The 17,502-nt window shown below is 62.7% G+C and carries 15 protein-coding genes; 13 read left to right on the top strand and 2 right to left on the bottom strand.

Annotation, left to right across the window (positions count from 1 at the left end; all coding sequences use genetic code 11):
* The first annotated feature begins 92 nt into the window (after positions 1 to 92).
* From ACWNZ1_RS14275 to ACWNZ1_RS14215, 13 genes are all read left to right on the top strand, one after another.
* A complete protein-coding gene (locus ACWNZ1_RS14275; RefSeq protein WP_256453371.1) occupies positions 93 to 977 on the top strand; it encodes a LysR family transcriptional regulator in 885 nt (294 codons plus the stop codon).
* Positions 978 to 1,438: 461 nt separating this feature from the next.
* Positions 1,439 to 2,107 carry a haloacid dehalogenase type II gene (locus ACWNZ1_RS14270; protein WP_456027711.1) on the top strand — a complete coding sequence of 223 codons (669 nt, stop codon included), beginning with the start codon at positions 1,439 to 1,441 and terminating at the stop codon, positions 2,105 to 2,107.
* Positions 2,108 to 2,142: 35 nt separating this feature from the next.
* Positions 2,143 to 3,417, top strand: coding sequence for an NAD(P)/FAD-dependent oxidoreductase (locus ACWNZ1_RS14265; RefSeq protein WP_456027710.1), 1,275 nt, complete (start codon positions 2,143 to 2,145; stop codon positions 3,415 to 3,417).
* 85 nt (positions 3,418 to 3,502) lie between these two features.
* Positions 3,503 to 5,146 carry an ABC transporter substrate-binding protein gene (locus tag ACWNZ1_RS14260; RefSeq protein ID WP_456027709.1) on the top strand — a complete coding sequence of 548 codons (1,644 nt, stop codon included), beginning with the start codon at positions 3,503 to 3,505 and terminating at the stop codon, positions 5,144 to 5,146.
* 45 nt (positions 5,147 to 5,191) lie between these two features.
* Complete coding sequence (locus ACWNZ1_RS14255) at positions 5,192 to 6,148, top strand: ABC transporter permease (protein WP_135846023.1); 957 nt, start codon at positions 5,192 to 5,194, stop codon at positions 6,146 to 6,148.
* Positions 6,145 to 7,020, top strand: a complete 876-nt coding sequence (locus ACWNZ1_RS14250) for an ABC transporter permease (protein ID WP_135846022.1) — start codon at positions 6,145 to 6,147, stop codon at positions 7,018 to 7,020. The genes ACWNZ1_RS14255 and ACWNZ1_RS14250 overlap by 4 nt, the downstream gene beginning before the upstream one ends.
* 1 nt (position 7,021) lies before the next feature.
* Positions 7,022 to 8,866, top strand: coding sequence for an ABC transporter ATP-binding protein (locus ACWNZ1_RS14245; protein ID WP_256453369.1), 1,845 nt, complete (start codon positions 7,022 to 7,024; stop codon positions 8,864 to 8,866).
* The gene (locus ACWNZ1_RS14240) at positions 8,863 to 9,171 is read left to right on the top strand and encodes a (2Fe-2S)-binding protein (protein WP_135846020.1); all 309 of its coding nucleotides are present in this window, start codon (positions 8,863 to 8,865) and stop codon (positions 9,169 to 9,171) included. Before ACWNZ1_RS14245 ends, ACWNZ1_RS14240 begins: the two co-directional genes overlap by 4 nt.
* Positions 9,153 to 10,544, top strand: coding sequence for an FAD/NAD(P)-dependent oxidoreductase (locus tag ACWNZ1_RS14235; RefSeq protein ID WP_265072175.1), 1,392 nt, complete (start codon positions 9,153 to 9,155; stop codon positions 10,542 to 10,544). The genes ACWNZ1_RS14240 and ACWNZ1_RS14235 overlap by 19 nt, the downstream gene beginning before the upstream one ends.
* Positions 10,541 to 11,695, top strand: coding sequence for an NAD(P)/FAD-dependent oxidoreductase (locus tag ACWNZ1_RS14230; RefSeq protein WP_135846018.1), 1,155 nt, complete (start codon positions 10,541 to 10,543; stop codon positions 11,693 to 11,695). The genes ACWNZ1_RS14235 and ACWNZ1_RS14230 overlap by 4 nt, the downstream gene beginning before the upstream one ends.
* Positions 11,692 to 12,849: an acetylornithine deacetylase gene (gene argE, locus ACWNZ1_RS14225; RefSeq protein WP_456027708.1), complete on the top strand. Its 1,158-nt coding sequence runs from the start codon at positions 11,692 to 11,694 to the stop codon at positions 12,847 to 12,849. Before ACWNZ1_RS14230 ends, argE begins: the two co-directional genes overlap by 4 nt.
* A gap of 167 nt (positions 12,850 to 13,016) precedes the next feature.
* Entirely contained in the window at positions 13,017 to 14,474 is a 1,458-nt protein-coding gene (locus ACWNZ1_RS14220) for an NAD-dependent succinate-semialdehyde dehydrogenase (RefSeq protein WP_256453366.1), read from the top strand.
* Positions 14,475 to 14,514: 40 nt separating this feature from the next.
* The gene (locus tag ACWNZ1_RS14215) at positions 14,515 to 15,594 is read left to right on the top strand and encodes a tartrate dehydrogenase (RefSeq protein WP_256453365.1); all 1,080 of its coding nucleotides are present in this window, start codon (positions 14,515 to 14,517) and stop codon (positions 15,592 to 15,594) included.
* A 269-nt stretch (positions 15,595 to 15,863) separates the two neighbouring features.
* Here the strand turns inward: ACWNZ1_RS14215 and ACWNZ1_RS14210 are convergent, their stop codons facing one another.
* Together ACWNZ1_RS14210 and ACWNZ1_RS14205 are read right to left on the bottom strand one after the other, a co-directional pair.
* Positions 15,864 to 16,571 (bottom strand): cupin domain-containing protein, encoded by a 708-nt coding sequence (locus ACWNZ1_RS14210; RefSeq protein WP_456027707.1) that lies wholly within the window; start codon positions 16,569 to 16,571, stop codon positions 15,864 to 15,866.
* Between the two features lie 42 nt (positions 16,572 to 16,613).
* On the bottom strand, positions 16,614 to 17,471 hold the full coding sequence (locus ACWNZ1_RS14205) for a GNAT family N-acetyltransferase (RefSeq protein WP_456027706.1): 858 nt from the start codon (positions 17,469 to 17,471) through the stop codon (positions 16,614 to 16,616).
* Positions 17,472 to 17,502 lie beyond the last annotated feature (31 nt).

Genomic DNA, 17,502 nt, shown 5'->3' with positions numbered 1-17,502 from the left:
CAGGGCTCGGTGGTTGGAGACAGGCTCGACTCTACTCAGCCATCGTGAAGTCGTGGTTCAATGCTTTGTCATCAATCATTAAGTTGAACTGAATGATTACCATCGAAGACCTGCGCATGGCTGTGACGCTGGCGCGCTCCGAGTCGTTGAGCGCCGCCGCCAGGGCACTTAATGTCTCGCCGCCGGCGCTGTCCATGCGCCTGCGCAAACTGGAGACGCTGCTGGGCCTGACCTTGGCCAACCGCGACGCCCGGCGCCTGAGCCTCACCGCCGACGGCGAGCGTTTTTCCCGGCAGAGTGCGCTGTTGCTGGAACAGCTGGAGGCGCTTCCCGAGTCGTTCAAGCAGCAGGACGATCAGTTGGCCGGAACCCTCAGGTTGGCGGCGCCGTTTGGCTATGGGCGACAACACATCGCGCCGCTGCTGGCCCGTTTTGCCAGGTTGCATCCGCAGTTGTGCCTGCATCTGGATCTGCGGGAAACGCCCTGGCCCGATCGCCATGACAGCGATGCGGTGATTCACATCGGCACCCTCAGCGACAGCCTGTGGGTCGCCCGGCCCCTGACGCAGAACCACCGATGGCTCTGCGCGAGCCCTGCCTACCTGGAGCAGTACGGTACGCCGTCATCGCCTGAGCAACTCGCCGAGCACCGCTGCATTTGTATTCGCGAAAACGATGAAGATGTCACGCTGTGGCATCTGCGTAATGAGCAAGGGCGCAAAACCCTGCGGATCAAACCGGCTTTATTGAGCAACGACGGCAGCGTGGCCCGCCGCTGGGCAGAACAGGGCCTGGGGCTGGTGCTGCGTTCGCAATGGGACGTCAGCAAAGCCATCGCCGCTGGCCGCTTGGTGCGGGTGCTCGCCGATTGGCAATTCGATAGCGCCCCGATCAACCTGCTGGTGCCCTCGCGCAAACTGCGCAGTGCGCGGGTACAGGCGTTGGTGAGCTTTCTTGAGGCTGAACTGAAAGCCTGAGCACAGGGCCTACTGTTCTTGCCGACACCCACCGCCATCGCGAGCAAGCTCGCTCCCACAGTGGGTCTGTGGCGAACACCAATCATGCGACCGCCCAAGATCCCTGTGGGAGCGAGCTTGCTCGCGATGACGGCAGCCCATTCAACAAAGCTGCTGAAGCGGTCCACGCCAAGGCGTAGATTCTGCCGCAAACAGCCCTTTGCGGTGCCGGTTTGCGCACCATAACTGCCCGCAAACCCACAGAAACACGGGTGCAGCGCCCACGCCTGGAGCATCCCGCAAAGTCTGCTGAGCGAACCCTGCAAAACGGTGGTTTGTACCAAGCGGCCGGCATTTTTAACGATTTATCCACGGTCTCATGGTGTTGTAATGAAAACGTGATGCAGCGTTGCAGCGATGCTTCACGAACGGCATCAATGTTTGCCTCGTCATGTCTTCAACAACAATCCAGGACCGCACTCATGAGCTTTCTTCGACCCAAGTACATCACCTTCGACTGCTACGGCACGTTGACCAATTTCCAGATGGGCAACATGACGCGCGAGCTGTTCGCCGACCGTGTCGATGCCGGGCAGATGGACCAGTTCGTCAAGGATTTCTCCGCTTATCGCCTGGATCAGGTGATGGGTGACTGGCGGCCCTATGATGAAATCATCAAGACCTCCCTGATGCGGGTCTGCAAGCGTTGGGGTGTCGAATACCGGGGCGAAGGCCAGCTCTATTACGACGCCGTTCCAAGCTGGGGCCCCCACGCCGATGTGCCGGCGGGTCTGTCGAAAATTGCCGACAAGATTCCCCTGGTGATTTTTTCCAACGCGATGGACGAGCAGATCATGTCCAACGTCGACAAGCTCGGCGCGCCTTTCCATAAGGTCTTCACGGCCCAGCAGGCCCAGGCCTACAAGCCGCGCCTGGCGGCCTTCGAATTCATGCTCGATAACCTCGGCTGCGGGCCGGAGGATGTGCTGCATGTATCGTCGAGCTTCCGCTACGACCTCATGCCGGCCCACGACATGAAAATCAAGAACAAAGCCTTCGTGGCCCGTGGTCACGAACAACCAGCCAATGCCGTGTACGGCTACCACCAGATCTCGGATATCGGCGGTTTGGCCGGTTTGGTCGGGCTCTGAGTTGAGCGCACTCTTCAAGGTGAAAGGGGTTAGACATGGGCAGTGAGTCCTATTGGCTCGATACCGCACCGGCCTTCACCGGTGCCCAGCTCGGCGGGTTGCCCGGGCAGGTCGATGTCGCCATCGTCGGTGGCGGCTTCACCGGCCTGGCGGCGGCCCGGGCCCTGGCCTTGAAGGGGGCGAGTGTGGCGGTGCTGGAAGCCGGTCGGGTGATTGGCGAGGCGTCGGGGCGCAACGGTGGGCATTGCAGTACCGGCGTGGCCCAGGATTACGTGGCGCTCACCGCCAGTCTTGGCGCAGACAAGGCGCGTGCGTATTACCAGGCCTATGAAAGTGCCGTGCAGAGCGTGGTCTCGCTGGTGGAGCAGGAGGGGATTGCCTGCGATCTCAAGCGTAACGGCAAACTCAAACTCGCCGCCAAACCCATGCATTACGAGGGACTGGCGCGCACCTGTGAATTGATTCGCAAGGAGGTCGATGCCGAGGTCGAGCTGCTCTCTGCCCAAGAGACGCGTGCGGAAGTCAACTCGGCCCAGTTCCACGGCGGCCTGCTGCAGCGCAATGGCGTGCAGATGCATGTCGGGCGCTTCGGTGTCGGCCTGGCCGAGGCGGCGGCCCGTCACGGTGCGTTGATCTTTCAAGGCGTCGAGGTGAGGGACTGGAAGGCCAGCGCCGGCGGCTATCAAGTCAACACCAGCAAAGGCGCGTTGCACGCCAAGCAGATCCTGCTGGCGACTGGCGCGTCTCAGCAAGGTGGCCTGGGCTGGTATCGGCGGCGGATCGTGCCGGTGGGCAGTTTTGTAGTCGCCACCGAAGTGCTGCCCCAGGCGCTGATCGACAGCTTGCTGCCGGCACGCCGCTCTTATGTCACCAGCCGCATGATCGGTAACTATTTTCGCCTGACGCCGGACAACCGTCTGCTGTTTGGCGGTCGGGCGCGGTTTGCCATGTCCGACAGCGTTTCCGACGCCAAGAGCGGCAAGGTGCTGCAAGCGGCGATGGTGCAGATGTTCCCGCAGTTGGCGAACACCCGGATCGACTATTGCTGGGGCGGTTTGGTGGACATGACATCCGACCGTTTACCCCGGGCCGGCCAGCATGGAGGGGTTTATCACTCCATGGGCTACAGCGGCCACGGAGTGCAGATGTCGGTGCACATGGGGCAGGTCATGGCTGAGGTCATGAACGGCAAGGTCGAGGCCAACCCTTGGCGCGAGCTCGATTGGCCGGCCATCCCCGGACATTTCGGCAAACCCTGGTTCCTGCCGCTGGTAGGCGCGTATTACCGCCTGCAGGACTACCTACACTGATTTATATGGTGTTGTTTGGCGTTTCAACACGTTGCGTTAATCGTGCGCAATCGGGCCCTATCATTTTCCGAAAGGTAGAACTGACATGAGTGACAATAAAAACGGCATCAAAGACCAGTTGATCACCGGTACAGAAAGTCTGCGTGTTTTCGAAGGGCTCAACCGCGGCATGTCTCGCCGCCATGCATTGCAAATGCTCGGGTTGGCAGGCGTGGCCGCCGCCGGTGCCGGCAGCCTGTTCGGCACCGCCGGCAAACTGCTGGCCGATGACACCGCGAGCCCTGGCAAAGGCAAGCCCGGCGGGCGTATTCGGGTGGCGGGCATCTCCAGTTCCACCGCCGATACCCTGGACCCGGCCAAAGGCTCGTCGTCCACGGACTATGTGCGCCACTACATGTTCTACAACGGCTTGACCCGCTTCGACAATCACATGGTGCCGCAACTGGAGCTGGCTGAACGCATCGACACCACCGATGCCACGCTTTGGGTGATTACCCTGCGCAAAGAAGTGACCTTCCACAACGGCAAGGGACTGACCGCCGCTGACGTGGTGTTTTCCCTGCTGCGGCACAAGGACCCGATTACCGGCTCCAAAGTCCTGCCGCTGGCGTCGCAGTTTGCCGAGGTCAAGGCCAACGGCACCCATGAAGTGCAGATAACGTTGAGCGGCCCGAACGCCGAGCTGCCATCGATTCTGGCGGTTTCCCACCTGTTGATCGTGCCCGAAGGCACCAGCGATTTCAGCCAGGGCATCGGTACCGGTCCGTTCAAGGTCAAGGAATTCAAACCAGGGGTGCGTTCCATCGGCGCGCGCAACACCAACTACTGGAAACCGGGCTTGCCTTACCTGGACGAGATCGAGTTCATCGGCATCGCCGACGAACCGTCACGGGTCAATGCGCTGCTCTCCGGCGATGTGCAGATCATCAACGAGGTCAACCCGCGTTCGACCACGCGCATCAAGGACAGCAGCACCCACCGTGTCGTGGATTCACCGTCGGGTAACTACACCGACCTGATCATTCGCCAGGACCAGATGCCCGGCAAAAGCCCGGAATTCACCGAGGCCATGAAGCTGCTGCTGGACCGGGAGCAAGTCAAGTCGGCGATTTTCCGTGGCTTCGCCAGGGTCGGCAACGACCATCCGATCGCACCCGGCGCACGTTTCTACAATGCCGATCTGCCGCAACGGACCTACGATCCGGAAAAGGCGCGCTTCCTGCTGAAGAAGGCCGGTATGGAAAACATCACCATGCCGGTGATGTGCTCGCCGGCCGCCACCGGTTCGGTGGACGTCGCCGTATTGCTGCAGCAATCGGCCAAGGAGGCCGGGCTCAAGCTCAACGTCAACCGTTTGCCGAGCGATGGCTACTGGTCCAATCACTGGGCCAAGCATCCAGTGAGCTTTGGCAACATCAACCCACGGCCCAACGCCGACATGCTGTTTTCGCAGTTCTTCCAGTCCACGGCGCCATGGAACGAGTCCGGCTGGAAAAATGAACAGTTCGACCAGCTGTTGATCCAGGCCCGAGGTGAAACCGACGAGGTCAAGCGCGGCAAGATGTACGCCGACATGCAAACCCTGGTGCATGACCACAGCGGTATCGGCATTCCGGTGTTCATCAGCAACATCGACGGCGTCGACCAGCGCGTCAAAGGCTATGGCACCAATCCGCTGGGCGGTTTCATGGGCTACATGTTCTCCGAGCAAGTCTGGCTGGACGCCTGATGAACGTCGGGTATTCGCTGGGTGGCAGGGCAGGAGGGCAGATTGATGAATAGCAGCACACTCTGGTTGATCGGCCGGCGCGTAGGCGCCGCGATCGTGACGCTGTTGATCGTCTCGATGGTGGTGTTCGCCATCACGGCGGTGTTGCCGGGAGACGCGGCGCAACAGTCCCTTGGACAGTTCGCCACGCCGGAACAGGTGGCGGCCCTGCGGGCGAAAATGGGCCTCGATCAGCCTGGTGTGCTGCGTTACCTGCACTGGTTGACGAGTCTGCTCAGCGGCGACATGGGCGTGTCGGTATCCAATGCCGTGCCAGTCACCGAGCTGATGGCGGGCAGGGTGCCCAACACGCTGATGCTGGCGGCCGCCACGGCGCTGGTATCGGTGCCAGTGGCATTGATTCTGGGCATTGGTTCGGCGATGGGGCGTGGTGGTCGCATCGACGGCTTCATGAGTTTTTTTACCCTGATGATGGTGGCAGTGCCGGAATTTCTGGTCGCCACCCTGGCGGTGCTGATCTTCGCAGTGAACCTGGGCTGGCTTTCCGCGTTGTCCTATTCCAGTGAGATCACTTCACCGCTGCAATTCATGCGCACCTATGCCTTGCCGGTCATGACGCTGTGCTGCGTGATCGTCGCGCAAATGGCGCGCATGACCCGGGCGGCGGTGATCGATCAGTTGGACAGCCCTTACGTGGAAATGGCTCGTCTCAAAGGCGTGAGTCCGGTGCGAGTGGTCCTGCGCCATGCCTTGCCCAACGCCATCGGACCGATCGCCAACGCCATCGCCTTGAGCCTTTCCTACCTGCTGGGTGGGGTGGTGATTGTCGAGACGATTTTCAACTATCCCGGCATCGCCAGTCTGATGGTCGATGCGGTGACGAACCGCGACATGGCACTGGTCCAGGCCTGCACCATGCTGTTTTGCACGGCGTACCTGACGTTGGTGCTGATTGCCGATCTGTGCGCGATCCTTTCCAACCCGAGGCTGAGAAATCAATGAACAAACTCATTGTGAAACCCCCGACCGCGGCGGTCGCTCTGGCGTTGGGCAAAGACGCTCACGGCTCGTCCTGGCTTGGACTGGTCGGCGCGGTGATGTGTGCACTCTGGTTGCTGGTGGCGATCTTCGGCCCATGGCTGGCGCCGCACCCGGTGGGGGAAGTGGTCTCCGACAATGTTTTCGGCAGCTTCAGCGCCGCTCACCCGCTGGGTACCGATTACCTGGGCCGTGACATGCTGAGCCGCATTCTGGTCGGCGCACAGTTCACCGTGGGCCTGGCGCTGGTGGCCGCGGTCCTGTCCAGTGGGCTTGGGACCGGTTGCGCACTGCTGTCGGTGGTTTCACCGAAGTGGCTGGATGAATTGATCAGTCGCTTGATGGACGCTTTCATTTCGATCCCGAGCAAGATGCTGGCGCTGATCATGGTCTCGGCGTTTGGTTCGTCGGTGACTTTATTGGTGTGTACGGCGGTGTTGAGCTACACACCGGGTGCGTTCCGTATCGCTCGCAGCATGGCGGTGAACATCGAGGCCCTGGAATACGTGCAAGTGGCCCGCACCCGTGGCGAACGTCGGCTGTACATCGCTTGCGTGGAAATTCTGCCGAACATGCTCAACCCGGTACTGGCTGACTTGGGCTTGCGCTTCGGTTTCATCGTACTGCTGCTCAGTGGCATGAGTTTCCTCGGCCTGGGTGTGCAACCGCCGGACGCCGACCTGGGTTCCCTGGTGCGCGAAAACATCGGCGGCCTCAACCAGGGCGCGCCGGCCATCGTGATTCCAGCCCTGGCCATTGGCACCCTGACCATCGGCGTCAATCTGTTTATCGACCGCCTGTCGTCGCGGCGCAATCGACGTACGGGAGGCCATTGATATGAGCGAATTGATCCGAGTCGAGAACCTGCGCGTAGTCGCCGGTGGCGAGCGCGGCGAAGTGGAGATCGTCAAGGGCGTGAGCTTCTCCCTGGAAAAAGGTGAGGTGCTGGCGCTGATTGGCGAGTCCGGCTCCGGCAAGACCACCATCGCCCTGGCACTGCTCGGCTATGCCCGCCGTGGTTGTCGCCTGGCCGGCGGCGTGGTGCAGATCGGCGAGCACGACATGCTGGCGTTGAGCGAGGGCGAGTTGCAAGGCCTGCGCGGCAACCGTGTGTCCTACATCGCTCAAAGCGCGGCCGCAGCGTTCAACCCGGCAAAACGACTGATTGACCAGGTGGTGGAGGGCGCATTGATCCATGGCCTGGGTAGCCGGGCCACGCTTGAAGCCAAGGCCATCGAGTTGTTTCGCGACCTGGCACTGCCAAACCCCGAGCGCATCGGCCGGCGCTATCCCCATCAAGTGTCCGGCGGACAATTGCAGCGGGTGATGGCGGCCATGGCGCTGATCAGCGATCCGCTGCTGGTGGTGCTCGATGAGCCGACCACCGCCCTCGATGTAACCACTCAGATCGACGTGTTGCGCGCCTTCAAACGCGTGGTCCGTGAACGAGGCGCGACGGCGGTCTACGTCTCCCACGACCTGGCCGTGGTTGCGCAGATGGCCGACCAGATCGTGGTGCTCAATGGCGGGCAGATATTCGAACACAGCGCCACCGCGCCGCTGCTCAAAGGTCCGGCTCACGCCTACACCCGCAGCCTGTTGGCGGCGGCGCGACCGGACACGACGATTCGCCCGCCCTGTGGTGTGGCCGAAGACACGCCGCTGCTGACCATCCAGGGTTTGACTGCCGGCTACGGCAACAAGAACCAGCACGGCATGCCGCAGATCCGGGTGCTGGAAGACATCGACCTGACCGTGCGTCGGGGCCAGGCCATCGGTGTGATCGGCGAGTCGGGTTCGGGTAAATCGACCCTGGCGCGGGTGGTGGCGGGGTTGCTGACCCCGGCAGTCGGCGGGCTGACCTTCGATGGCCAGCCGCTGGGCGGCAGCCTTTCCGAGCGCACCGATGAACAGTTCCGGCGTATTCAAATGGTGTTCCAGAACGCCGACACCGCGCTTAACCCGATGCACAGCATCAGCACCATTCTGAGCCGGCCGCTGAAGATGTACTTCGGCCTCAAGGGCGCGGCGCTGCGTGAGCGTATTGGCGAGTTGCTGGACCTGGTACGTCTGCCACGGGACATGGCCGAGCGCCGCCCGAGCGAACTCTCCGGCGGGCAGAAGCAGCGGGTCAACCTGGCCCGGGCGCTGGCGGCCAAGCCGGATTTGATTTTGTGCGATGAAGTGACCTCGGCCCTCGATACCGTGGTCGGCGCGGCGATTCTCGAACTGCTGCGCGACCTGCGCCAGCAACTGGGGGTGTCCTACCTGTTCATCAGCCACGACATCTCCACGGTGCGGGCGCTGTGCGACGACATCGTGGTGATGTACAGCGGCCACAAGGTCCAGGCGGGGACGCGGCAGTCGTTCGCCCAGGCGCCGTTCCATCCCTACACCGACCTGTTGATCCATTCGGTGCCGGAGTTGCGCCAGGGCTGGCTGGAAACATGCGGCGCCACCACTTGCGGCTCACTGCCGGCGTTGGGCGAGAAAGCCGATGTGCCGCAACTGTGCACCTTTCTCAACCGCTGCCCGGTGCGGGTCGATGGGCTGTGCAACCACAGCGCGCCGCCTCGGCGAATCATCGACGGCGGCAGTGAAGTGCTCTGTCATCACGACAGCGCTGAGCTGCTCAAAAGCCAACAGGATTCAAACAGCATGATCGTGGGAGCCTACGCATGAACGCTCGTTTCGTGAGGCTGGCCGAACAGGGCCGGCCCATCGTCAAATTGAAAGTGGATGGCGTACCGGTCGAGGCGTTGCAGGGCGACACGTTGATGGTAGCGCTGCTGACCCAGGGCCCGGCGTTGCGCCAGTCGGAATTCGATCCGGGCAGCCGTGCCGGCTTCTGCCTGATGGGTGCCTGCCAGGACTGCTGGGTCTGGACCCGCAGCGGCGAGCGCTTGCGTGCCTGCTCCAATGAAGTGCGCGAAGGGCTGGACATCATCACCAGGCAACCGGAGGCGATATGGCCACTGCGCGGTTGAACACACATCGAGTCGTCATCGTAGGCGCCGGGCCGGCGGGCATCCGGTGTGCCCAGACCTTGGTGGCGGCCGGCTTCAAACCGATCCTGATCGACGAAAATCGACGCGATGGCGGGCAGATCTACCGGCGTCAACCTGAAGGGTTCACCCGCACCTACACGACGCTGTACGGCACCGAGGCGGACAAGGCCCGGGACCTGCACGAAAGCTTCGATCGCCTGCGCCCACAGATCGACTACCGCCCGGACACCCTGGTGTGGAACCTGACGCCGGGGCAGTTGTGCTGCGTCAGCCAGGGCCAACATTCGACGGTGGATTACGACGCGCTGATTCTTTGCACCGGTGCCACCGACCGCCTGATGCCGATCGAAGGCTGGCAACTGGGCGGCACCTACAGCCTCGGCGGGGCGCAGATTGCGCTCAAGGCCCAGGCGGTCTCCATCGGCCACCGCGTGGTGTTCATGGGCAGCGGGCCGTTGTTGTACCTCGTCGCCAGTCAATACGTAAAAGCCGGGGCCAGTGTGGCCGCGGTGTTGGATACTTCGCCGCTGAGCCAGCGCATCAAAGCCTTGCCCAAACTCATGGCGCGGCCGGGATTGCTGTTCACCGGCATGAAACTGTTGGCCCAGTTGTATCGGGCGAAGATCCCGGTGCACTTGGGTATTTCGCCCCTGCAAGTGCTCGGTGAGGCGATCACCGGCGTCAGTGGCGTACGGGTACGCACCGCGAGCGGGGAGACGTTGACAGTGGATTGTGATGCGGTGGCGCTGGGTTATCACTTGCGTCCGGAAACCCAACTGGCCGACCTGGCGGGCTGTCGCATGCGCTTCGACGAGGCGTCCAGCCAATGGTGGCTGGACACCGATGAAGAAGGTCGGACCTCCGTCAGCGGCGTGTATGCCGCGGGGGATGGATCGAAAATTCGTGGCGCCGATGCGGCCGAGCACGCCGGGCGCCTGGTCGCCCTGGCGCTGTTGGGCGATCTGCAACAGCCAGTGAACGCCGCACAGGTCGCCGAGCAGCGCCAGGCACTCAAGGTCATGGATGATTTTCGTCTTGGTTTGGCCCAGGCATTTCCCTGGCCCGCTGCGCAAGCCAAGGCCTTGCCGGACGAGGCCATTGTTTGCCGCTGCGAGATGATCAGCGCTGGCGAACTGCGCCGCACGGTCAGCGAAAAGGGCGCCTGTGAAGTCAACCGGGCCAAGGCTTTCAGTCGGGTCGGCATGGGTCGCTGCCAGGGGCGTTACTGCTCCCAGGCCGGGGCCGAAGTGATTGCCGCAGCGGCCGGTGTCCAGGTGCAGGAGGTGGGGCGCCAGCGCGGTCAGGCGCCAGTGAAACCTCTTTCGATGCTCACCCGGGAGGTAGCGCCATGACGCTGGAAAAAGCCGATGTGGTGATTGTTGGCGGTGGCCTGATGGGCTCGGCGGCGGCGTTTTTCCTGCGTCAACGGGGGCAGTCGGTGATCCTGCTCGAGCGTGACCAGATCGGTCAGTATGCCAGCGGTGTGAACTTCGGCAACGTGCGGCGCCAGGGGCGTTTCCTCGGGCAACTGGAACTGGCGAACCGCTCCTGGGCGTTGTGGAAACGCCTGCCGGAGCTGATCGATGACGACCTGGAGTTCATTGCCAGCGGGCACATGCGCGTGTGTTATCGCGAAGACGAAATCCCCGAGCTCGAGGCCTACGCGGCGGCCCCGGAAGCGGCGCAACTGGATTTGCAGATCTATCGCGGCAGCGAACTGCACGCGCGTTTTCCGTTCCTCGGCAAGGACGTCAAGGGCGGCTCTTATGCTCCGCACGACGGTCACGCCAACCCGCGCCTGGCGGCCCCGGCGTTTGCCCGGGCGGCCCGGCGCCTCGGCGCACGCATCGAGGAACGCACCGAAGTGGCCGAAGTGCAGAAAATGGGTGACGGCTTCAGCATCAGCACCACCGACGGGCGCCAGTTCAGTGCCGCTCAGTTGCTGATTACCGCGGGTGCCTGGGGCCAGAAGCTCTCGGCACAGTTCGGCGAGCCGGTGCCACTGGAGACCAACGGACCGCAAATGGCCGTCACCGAGCCGGTGCCCTATGCCTTGCCGACGGTGATCGGGGTGTACACCAAGATCCCCGAAGAGGTGATCTATTTCCGCCAGATCCCCCGGGGCAACATCGTCATCGGTGGCGGCTATCGCAGCAAACCGGACATGCTCAACCGCCGGGCCTATGTCGAGCCGCGCAGCATCCTCAACCAGCTCGACCAGATGCGTCGCCTGCTGCCGGGTGTCGGTAACCTGAACATCATCCGCGTGTGGAGCGGCATCGAAGGCTACCTGCCCGATTCCCTGCCGGTGATGGGCCCCAGTGGCAACGTCGATGGGCTGTACTATGCGTTCGGTTTCTGCGGGCATGGCTTCCAGCTCGGCCCGGGCGTCGGCGACGTCATGGCTGAGCTGATCAGCACCGGCAGCACCAGCACATCGATCGAGCCGTTTTCCATCCGCCGGTTCGCCCTTTCAGTCGAGCAACGGAGCAAGGCCTCATGAAACCCCGCGTGTTAGCCATTTTCGAACGCCTGCTGGCGTTTGAAACGGTCTCATCAGAATCGAACCTGGCCCTGATCGACTACGTGCGCGAATTGCTGCTGAGCAAGGGCATCGAGTCGCTGATCGTCAAGGATGAAAGCGGCAAGAAGGCCAACCTGTTCGCCAGCACCGGGCCCCGGGAGCTGCCGGGGATTCTGCTGTCCGGCCACACCGACGTGGTGCCGGCGGCGGGGCAGGCCTGGACCGTCCCGGCATTCCAGGCGACCGTGCGAGACGGGCGGGTCTATGGGCGTGGCAGCTGTGACATGAAAGGGTTCATTGCGTTGGCCATCGACGCCATGCTCGATGCCGCCGACCATGCCTTGAGCCGGCCACTGCAACTGGCGCTCTCCCATGATGAAGAGATCGGTTGCGTGGGGGTGCGGCGTTTGCTCGATGTGCTGCACCTGGCGCCGGTGCGGCCGTTTCTGTGCGTGATTGGCGAGCCGACCAACATGCAGTTCGTGCTTGGCCACAAGGGCAAGGGTTCTTATCGCACTTACTGTCGCGGCCTGGAGGCGCACTCGTCGTTGGCGCCGCGCTCGGTCAATGCGATTCACGTCGCCTGCGACTTCATCGCGGCGTTGCGCCAGAGCCAGCAGCAATTGCAGGCGCAGGGCGCCCAGGATGCGGATTACGACGTGCCCTACAGCACCGTGCACGTCGGGCAGATTGTCGGCGGCAAGGCGCTGAACATCGTACCGAACCTGTGCACCCTGGATTTCGAAGTGCGCAACTTGCCGGCCGATAACCTGGACTTGTTTCTGGAACAGTTGCGCGAGCATGCCGAAGTGATCGTGCGCGAGGCGAAAAAGCTCTCTAGCGTGGCGGACATCGAAATCGAAACCTTGAACGTCTACCCGGGCCTCGATACCCACCCGAGTATCGAAGCCGTGCGCTTCCTGAAAAACTTCGCCGACCCGGACACCGGCACCGCGAAAGTCTCCTTTGGCACCGAAGGTGGTTTGTTCAAACAGCGCCTGGACGTGCCGGTCGTGGTCTGCGGCCCGGGCTCCATCGAACAGGCGCACAAGCCGGATGAGTTCATCGAAATCAGCCAGATGGACGCGGGGGAGCGGTTTCTGGAAGGGTTGCTGGGCTCTTTGAAAATCTGACCGGCCCCAAGCCATACACAGCCCCCTGTGGGAGCGAGCTGAGCCACTCAGTAGAGCCTGCTGCTTCCCCGCAAATTTCAGCATCCAACACTGCCCAAACCCCGCTTTCAGCATCCTGCCCCGTGGCATCTCCTTAGACTGGAATCACCTCGGAACAGGACGCGACCATGCTCAAGAATCAATTGAAAGACCCCAGCCTGTTGGCAGAACTCGCTTACATCGATGGTCAGTGGACCGGCGCCGATAGCGCGGCCACCCTGGATGTCATCGACCCGGCGACCGGTGAAGTATTGGCCCGGGTGCCGGCCATGCAAGGCGTGGAAACCCGCCGCGCCATTGAGGCGGCCGAGCGTGCCTGGCCGGCCTGGCGAGCGCGGCCGGCGGCTGAGCGTGCGGCGCTGCTGGAGCGTTGGTATCAGGCCATGATCGACAACCTCGACGACCTGGCGCTGATCATGACCCGGGAGCAAGGCAAACCGCTGAACGAAGCCAAAGGCGAAATCCGCTATGGAGCCGGCTTCGCCAAATGGTTTGCCGAAGAAGCCCGGCGGGTTTATGGCGAAACCATACCGGCGCCCAGCGGCGACCGTCGCCTGCTCACGCTCAAGCAACCGGTGGGTGTTTGCGCGGCGATCACCCCGTGGAATTTCCCCAATGCGATGATCACCCGCAAATGCGCCCCGGCCTTGGCGGCGGGCTGCCCGGTCATCGTCAAACCCTCGGACCTGACGCCGTTGTCGGCCCTGGCGCTGGCGGTGCTGGCCGAGCGGGTGGGGATTCCGGCCGGGGTATTCAACGTTGTCACTGGCCTACCGGCCGGCATCGGCGAAGAACTGACTGGCAACCCGACGGTGCGCAAGATTTCCTTTACTGGCTCCACTGCAGTCGGGCGGCTGCTGATGCGTCAGAGCGCCGAACACATCAAGCGCTTGAGCCTGGAGCTGGGCGGCAATGCGCCGTTCATTGTGTTCGACGACGCTGACCTGGAGCAGGCGGTGGCCGGGATCATGCTCAGCAAGTTTCGCAACGCCGGCCAGACCTGCGTCTGCGCCAACCGCATCCTGGTGCAGGACGGCATCTACCAACGCTTTGCCGAGCGCCTGGTGGAGGAGGTGGGCAAGCTCAAGGTTGGCAATGGCCTGGAGGCAGGGGTGACGATCGGTCCGCTGATCAACCTGGCTGCTGTGAACAAAGTCGCCCGGCATATCGACGATGCGTTGAGTCAGGGCGCGCGTCTGCTCTGTGGTGGTGTTCCCGAGGGCGACAGTCAATTTGTCGAGCCAACGGTGCTGGGCGAGGCCCACGCCGGAATGCTCCTGGCCAACGAAGAAACCTTCGGCCCGGTTGCGCCGCTGATGCGCTTTACTACCGAGGAGCAGGCACTGGCCCTGGCCAATGCCACGCCGTATGGCCTGGGCGCTTATTACTTCACCCAGGACCTGCGCCGTTCATGGCGCTTCGGCGAGGCGCTGGAGTTCGGCATGGTCGGTCTCAACACTGGGCTGATCTCCATGGAAGTCGCCCCGTTCGGCGGCATCAAACAGTCGGGCCTTGGACGCGAGGGCAGCAAATACGGCCTGGACGAATACCTTGAAGTCAAAGCCTTCCACATCGGTGGGCTGTGATGCGGCCAGCGTTTGAACAGACATTAGGGAGGTACGCTTGATGAGCAAACCATTTCGAATCGCCGCCATTGCCGGCGATGGTATCGGCAAGGAAGTCCTGCCGGAAGGGCTGCGAGTGCTGGAGCAGGCCGCGAAAAAGTGGCAGCTGTCGCTGAGTATCGAAGTGCTTGATTGGGCCCACTGCGATTACTACCTGGAGCACGGGCAGATGATGCCCGCTGACTGGTTCGAGCAACTCAAGGGCTTCGATGCGATCTACTTCGGTGCCGTGGGCTGGCCGGACAAGGTCCCGGATCACATCTCCCTGTGGGGCTCGCTGCTCAAGTTCCGCCGCGACTTCGACCAGTACGTGAACATCCGTCCGGTGCGCCTGTTTCCGGGCGTGCCGTGCCCCTTGGCTGGACGCGAAGCGGGGGACATCGATTTTGTGGTGATCCGCGAGAATACCGAGGGCGAATATTCCTCGGTCGGCGGCAAGATGTTCGAAGGCACCGAGCATGAGTTCGTGCTCCAGGAGTCGGTGTTCACCCGCCGAGGGGTCGACCGGATCCTCAAGTTCGCCTTCGACCTGGCCCAGACCCGGCCGCGCAAACGCCTGACGGCGGCGACCAAATCCAATGGCATCTCCATCAGCATGCCGTACTGGGACGAGCGCACGGCGTTGATGGCCGAGCAGTACCCGGAGGTGAAGTGGGACAAGCAACACATCGACATCCTCTGCGCGCGTTTCGTGTTGCAGCCGGATCGCTTCGATGTGGTGGTGGCGTCGAACCTGTTCGGCGACATCCTCTCTGACCTGGGCCCGGCCTGCGCCGGCACTATCGGCATCGCCCCGTCGGCCAACCTCGATCCGCTGCGGCGCTTCCCGTCGTTGTTCGAGCCGGTGCACGGCTCAGCGCCGGATATCTACGGGCAGAACATCGCCAACCCGATTGCGATGATCTGGTCCGGTGCATTGATGCTGGACTTTCTGGGTAACGGCGATGAGCGTTATCGCGCGGCGCATGATGGGATTCTCAAGGCCATCGAGCGGGTCATCGCTGAAGGGCCTATTACCCCCGACCTGGGTGGGAAAGGCTCGACCCAGGATGTGGGCAAAGCAATCGCTGCAGCGCTTTGAGGCCTGACACTAACCTGCGACACTTCTTGCCCGCGCACACTGCGGGCTTTTTTTTGCCGCAAGACTGATATCCACCACAAGCCCCAGTGGCAGCAAGCTTGCTCGCGAAAGCGGTGGGTCAGTTGCTGTGATGTTGGGTGTGCCGCCGTCTTCGCGAGCAAGCTCGCTCCCACATTGGGTCCTGGGTGGCCGCGAGATTTGTGTCCACCACGAATCCCCTGTGGGAGCGAGCTTGCTCGCGATAGCGTCGGCGCTATCGCCACGCAGGATTACTTGACGACGTACACCTTGCGCACATAAACGCTGCTCTTCCAGGCACACGGTGCATTCAGCGGGACGAATACGGTATCGCCAGTATTGACCGTCAAGTCGCTGCCATCGGCCACCTGCAAGGTGACACTGCCTTCGAGCAGGTGCATCAGCTCATGCAGTTTGTGCGGCCGTGACTTGCGGGCATAGGGCGTCGAGTCCCAGATGCCGATGCGCAAGTTGGTTGCTTCTTCGACAAACAGATTCTGTGAGCGACATTGTGGCGGCGGGCTCAGCAGGATCTCGTCGTCCGGTGGCGCAGAGGGCGAGAGCAGGGTGTGGGCGGGGAGTGCCGTGAGCCCGGGATGACGTTCTTCGACAAGTTGGGTGTCGGCGTAGAAAGCCCAGAGAGACTCCGCCTGCGCCTCGACCTCAAGCGCCGTCCCCCGGCCGATCACCGCGCTCTCACCCGGCTTGAGCTGCAGCGTTTGCGCCTGGCTGCGCAACGTCACCGCGCCGGCATGCACCACGATCGTTTCGCTGAACGGGTATTCATCGACGCTGAACTGCCCGTTCCCCCGGACCACGCCGGCGGCGATGCCATCCGACCCGGTGTAGGCGATGAGCCTGTCGAACGGATCGTTGGCCGCCAGCGAGCCGGGGGTGAATGAGGTCGAGGCGAGACGGCCATCGGCGTGTGCCAGCAACACTGCTGTGGGTTCGAGCATGAAGGTGATTCTCCAGGGACGCGTTGAGAGGACGTAGGATTTTCAGCCAATGGCCTGGGTCACCAGCGCGAACTGTTGCACGTCGCCGCGAGCCTCTGGGGGCGTGCCCCGGGCCATCTGCGCGACGGTGTCGACCTGTTTGAGTCCAGCGGCTTCCAGCCAGGGGGCCAGGCCGCTGTTGGAAGGAATGTCGATGCGTACGAAGGCGTCTGGCACCTGGGCCAGCAGCACGGCGATCAAGTGCCGGGCCTGCTCAGGGTTTTGCGCGATGACCGGGCCGATACAGCGACCTCGGCCGAAGGGGCGCAGCAAAGCGAAGGCGCACAAATGACCGTCGTGCTCTATGCCCACGGCGTGTTCAACGACATCGAACAGGTCATTGAGCACGGCCTCGCGGTCCAGCCCGCTACCGGCGTTGGCCAGCTTGATCAGCTCGGCCTGATCGGCTGCGGTCAGCACACGGCACTGCTCGCCAACAGTCAGTTCCGGCAGGGCAGGCACCAGCGCCTGCCCCTGATGCTGCTGGATATGCCCAAAGTCAACGAACCCCTGGCTGGCATACAGCGGGGCACCGGCCAGTGTCGCATTGAGAATCGCGGTGCGCGATCCGCAAGCTTCGATTGCCAGTTCCATCAGTTTGCGGCCGATGCCCTGGCCCTGGTACTCATCATCGACGATCACCAGGCCAATGGTGGCGTAGCTGCCCTGGGCGCAGGTGAACGCAGTACCGATCAAGCGGCCCTGGTCTTCCACGACAAAACCCTCGGCGATGCGCTGCAACATCGCCCAGTCTTCCAGGCGATGGGGCCATTTCAGCTGCACGGACAAGGTGTGCGCCGAAGGTACATCGGCTGTGGTCATGGAGCGATAAAAGTAGGTGGGGCGTTGCGACATGGACATGGCAGATCACCACTGAAAAGGCCTGTAATCG

The sequence above is a fragment of the Pseudomonas sp. CFBP 5748 genome (genome assembly GCF_053850495.1).
The sequence above is the reverse complement of the archived record's forward strand: the minus strand, read 5'-3'. Positions and strand labels throughout refer to the sequence as shown.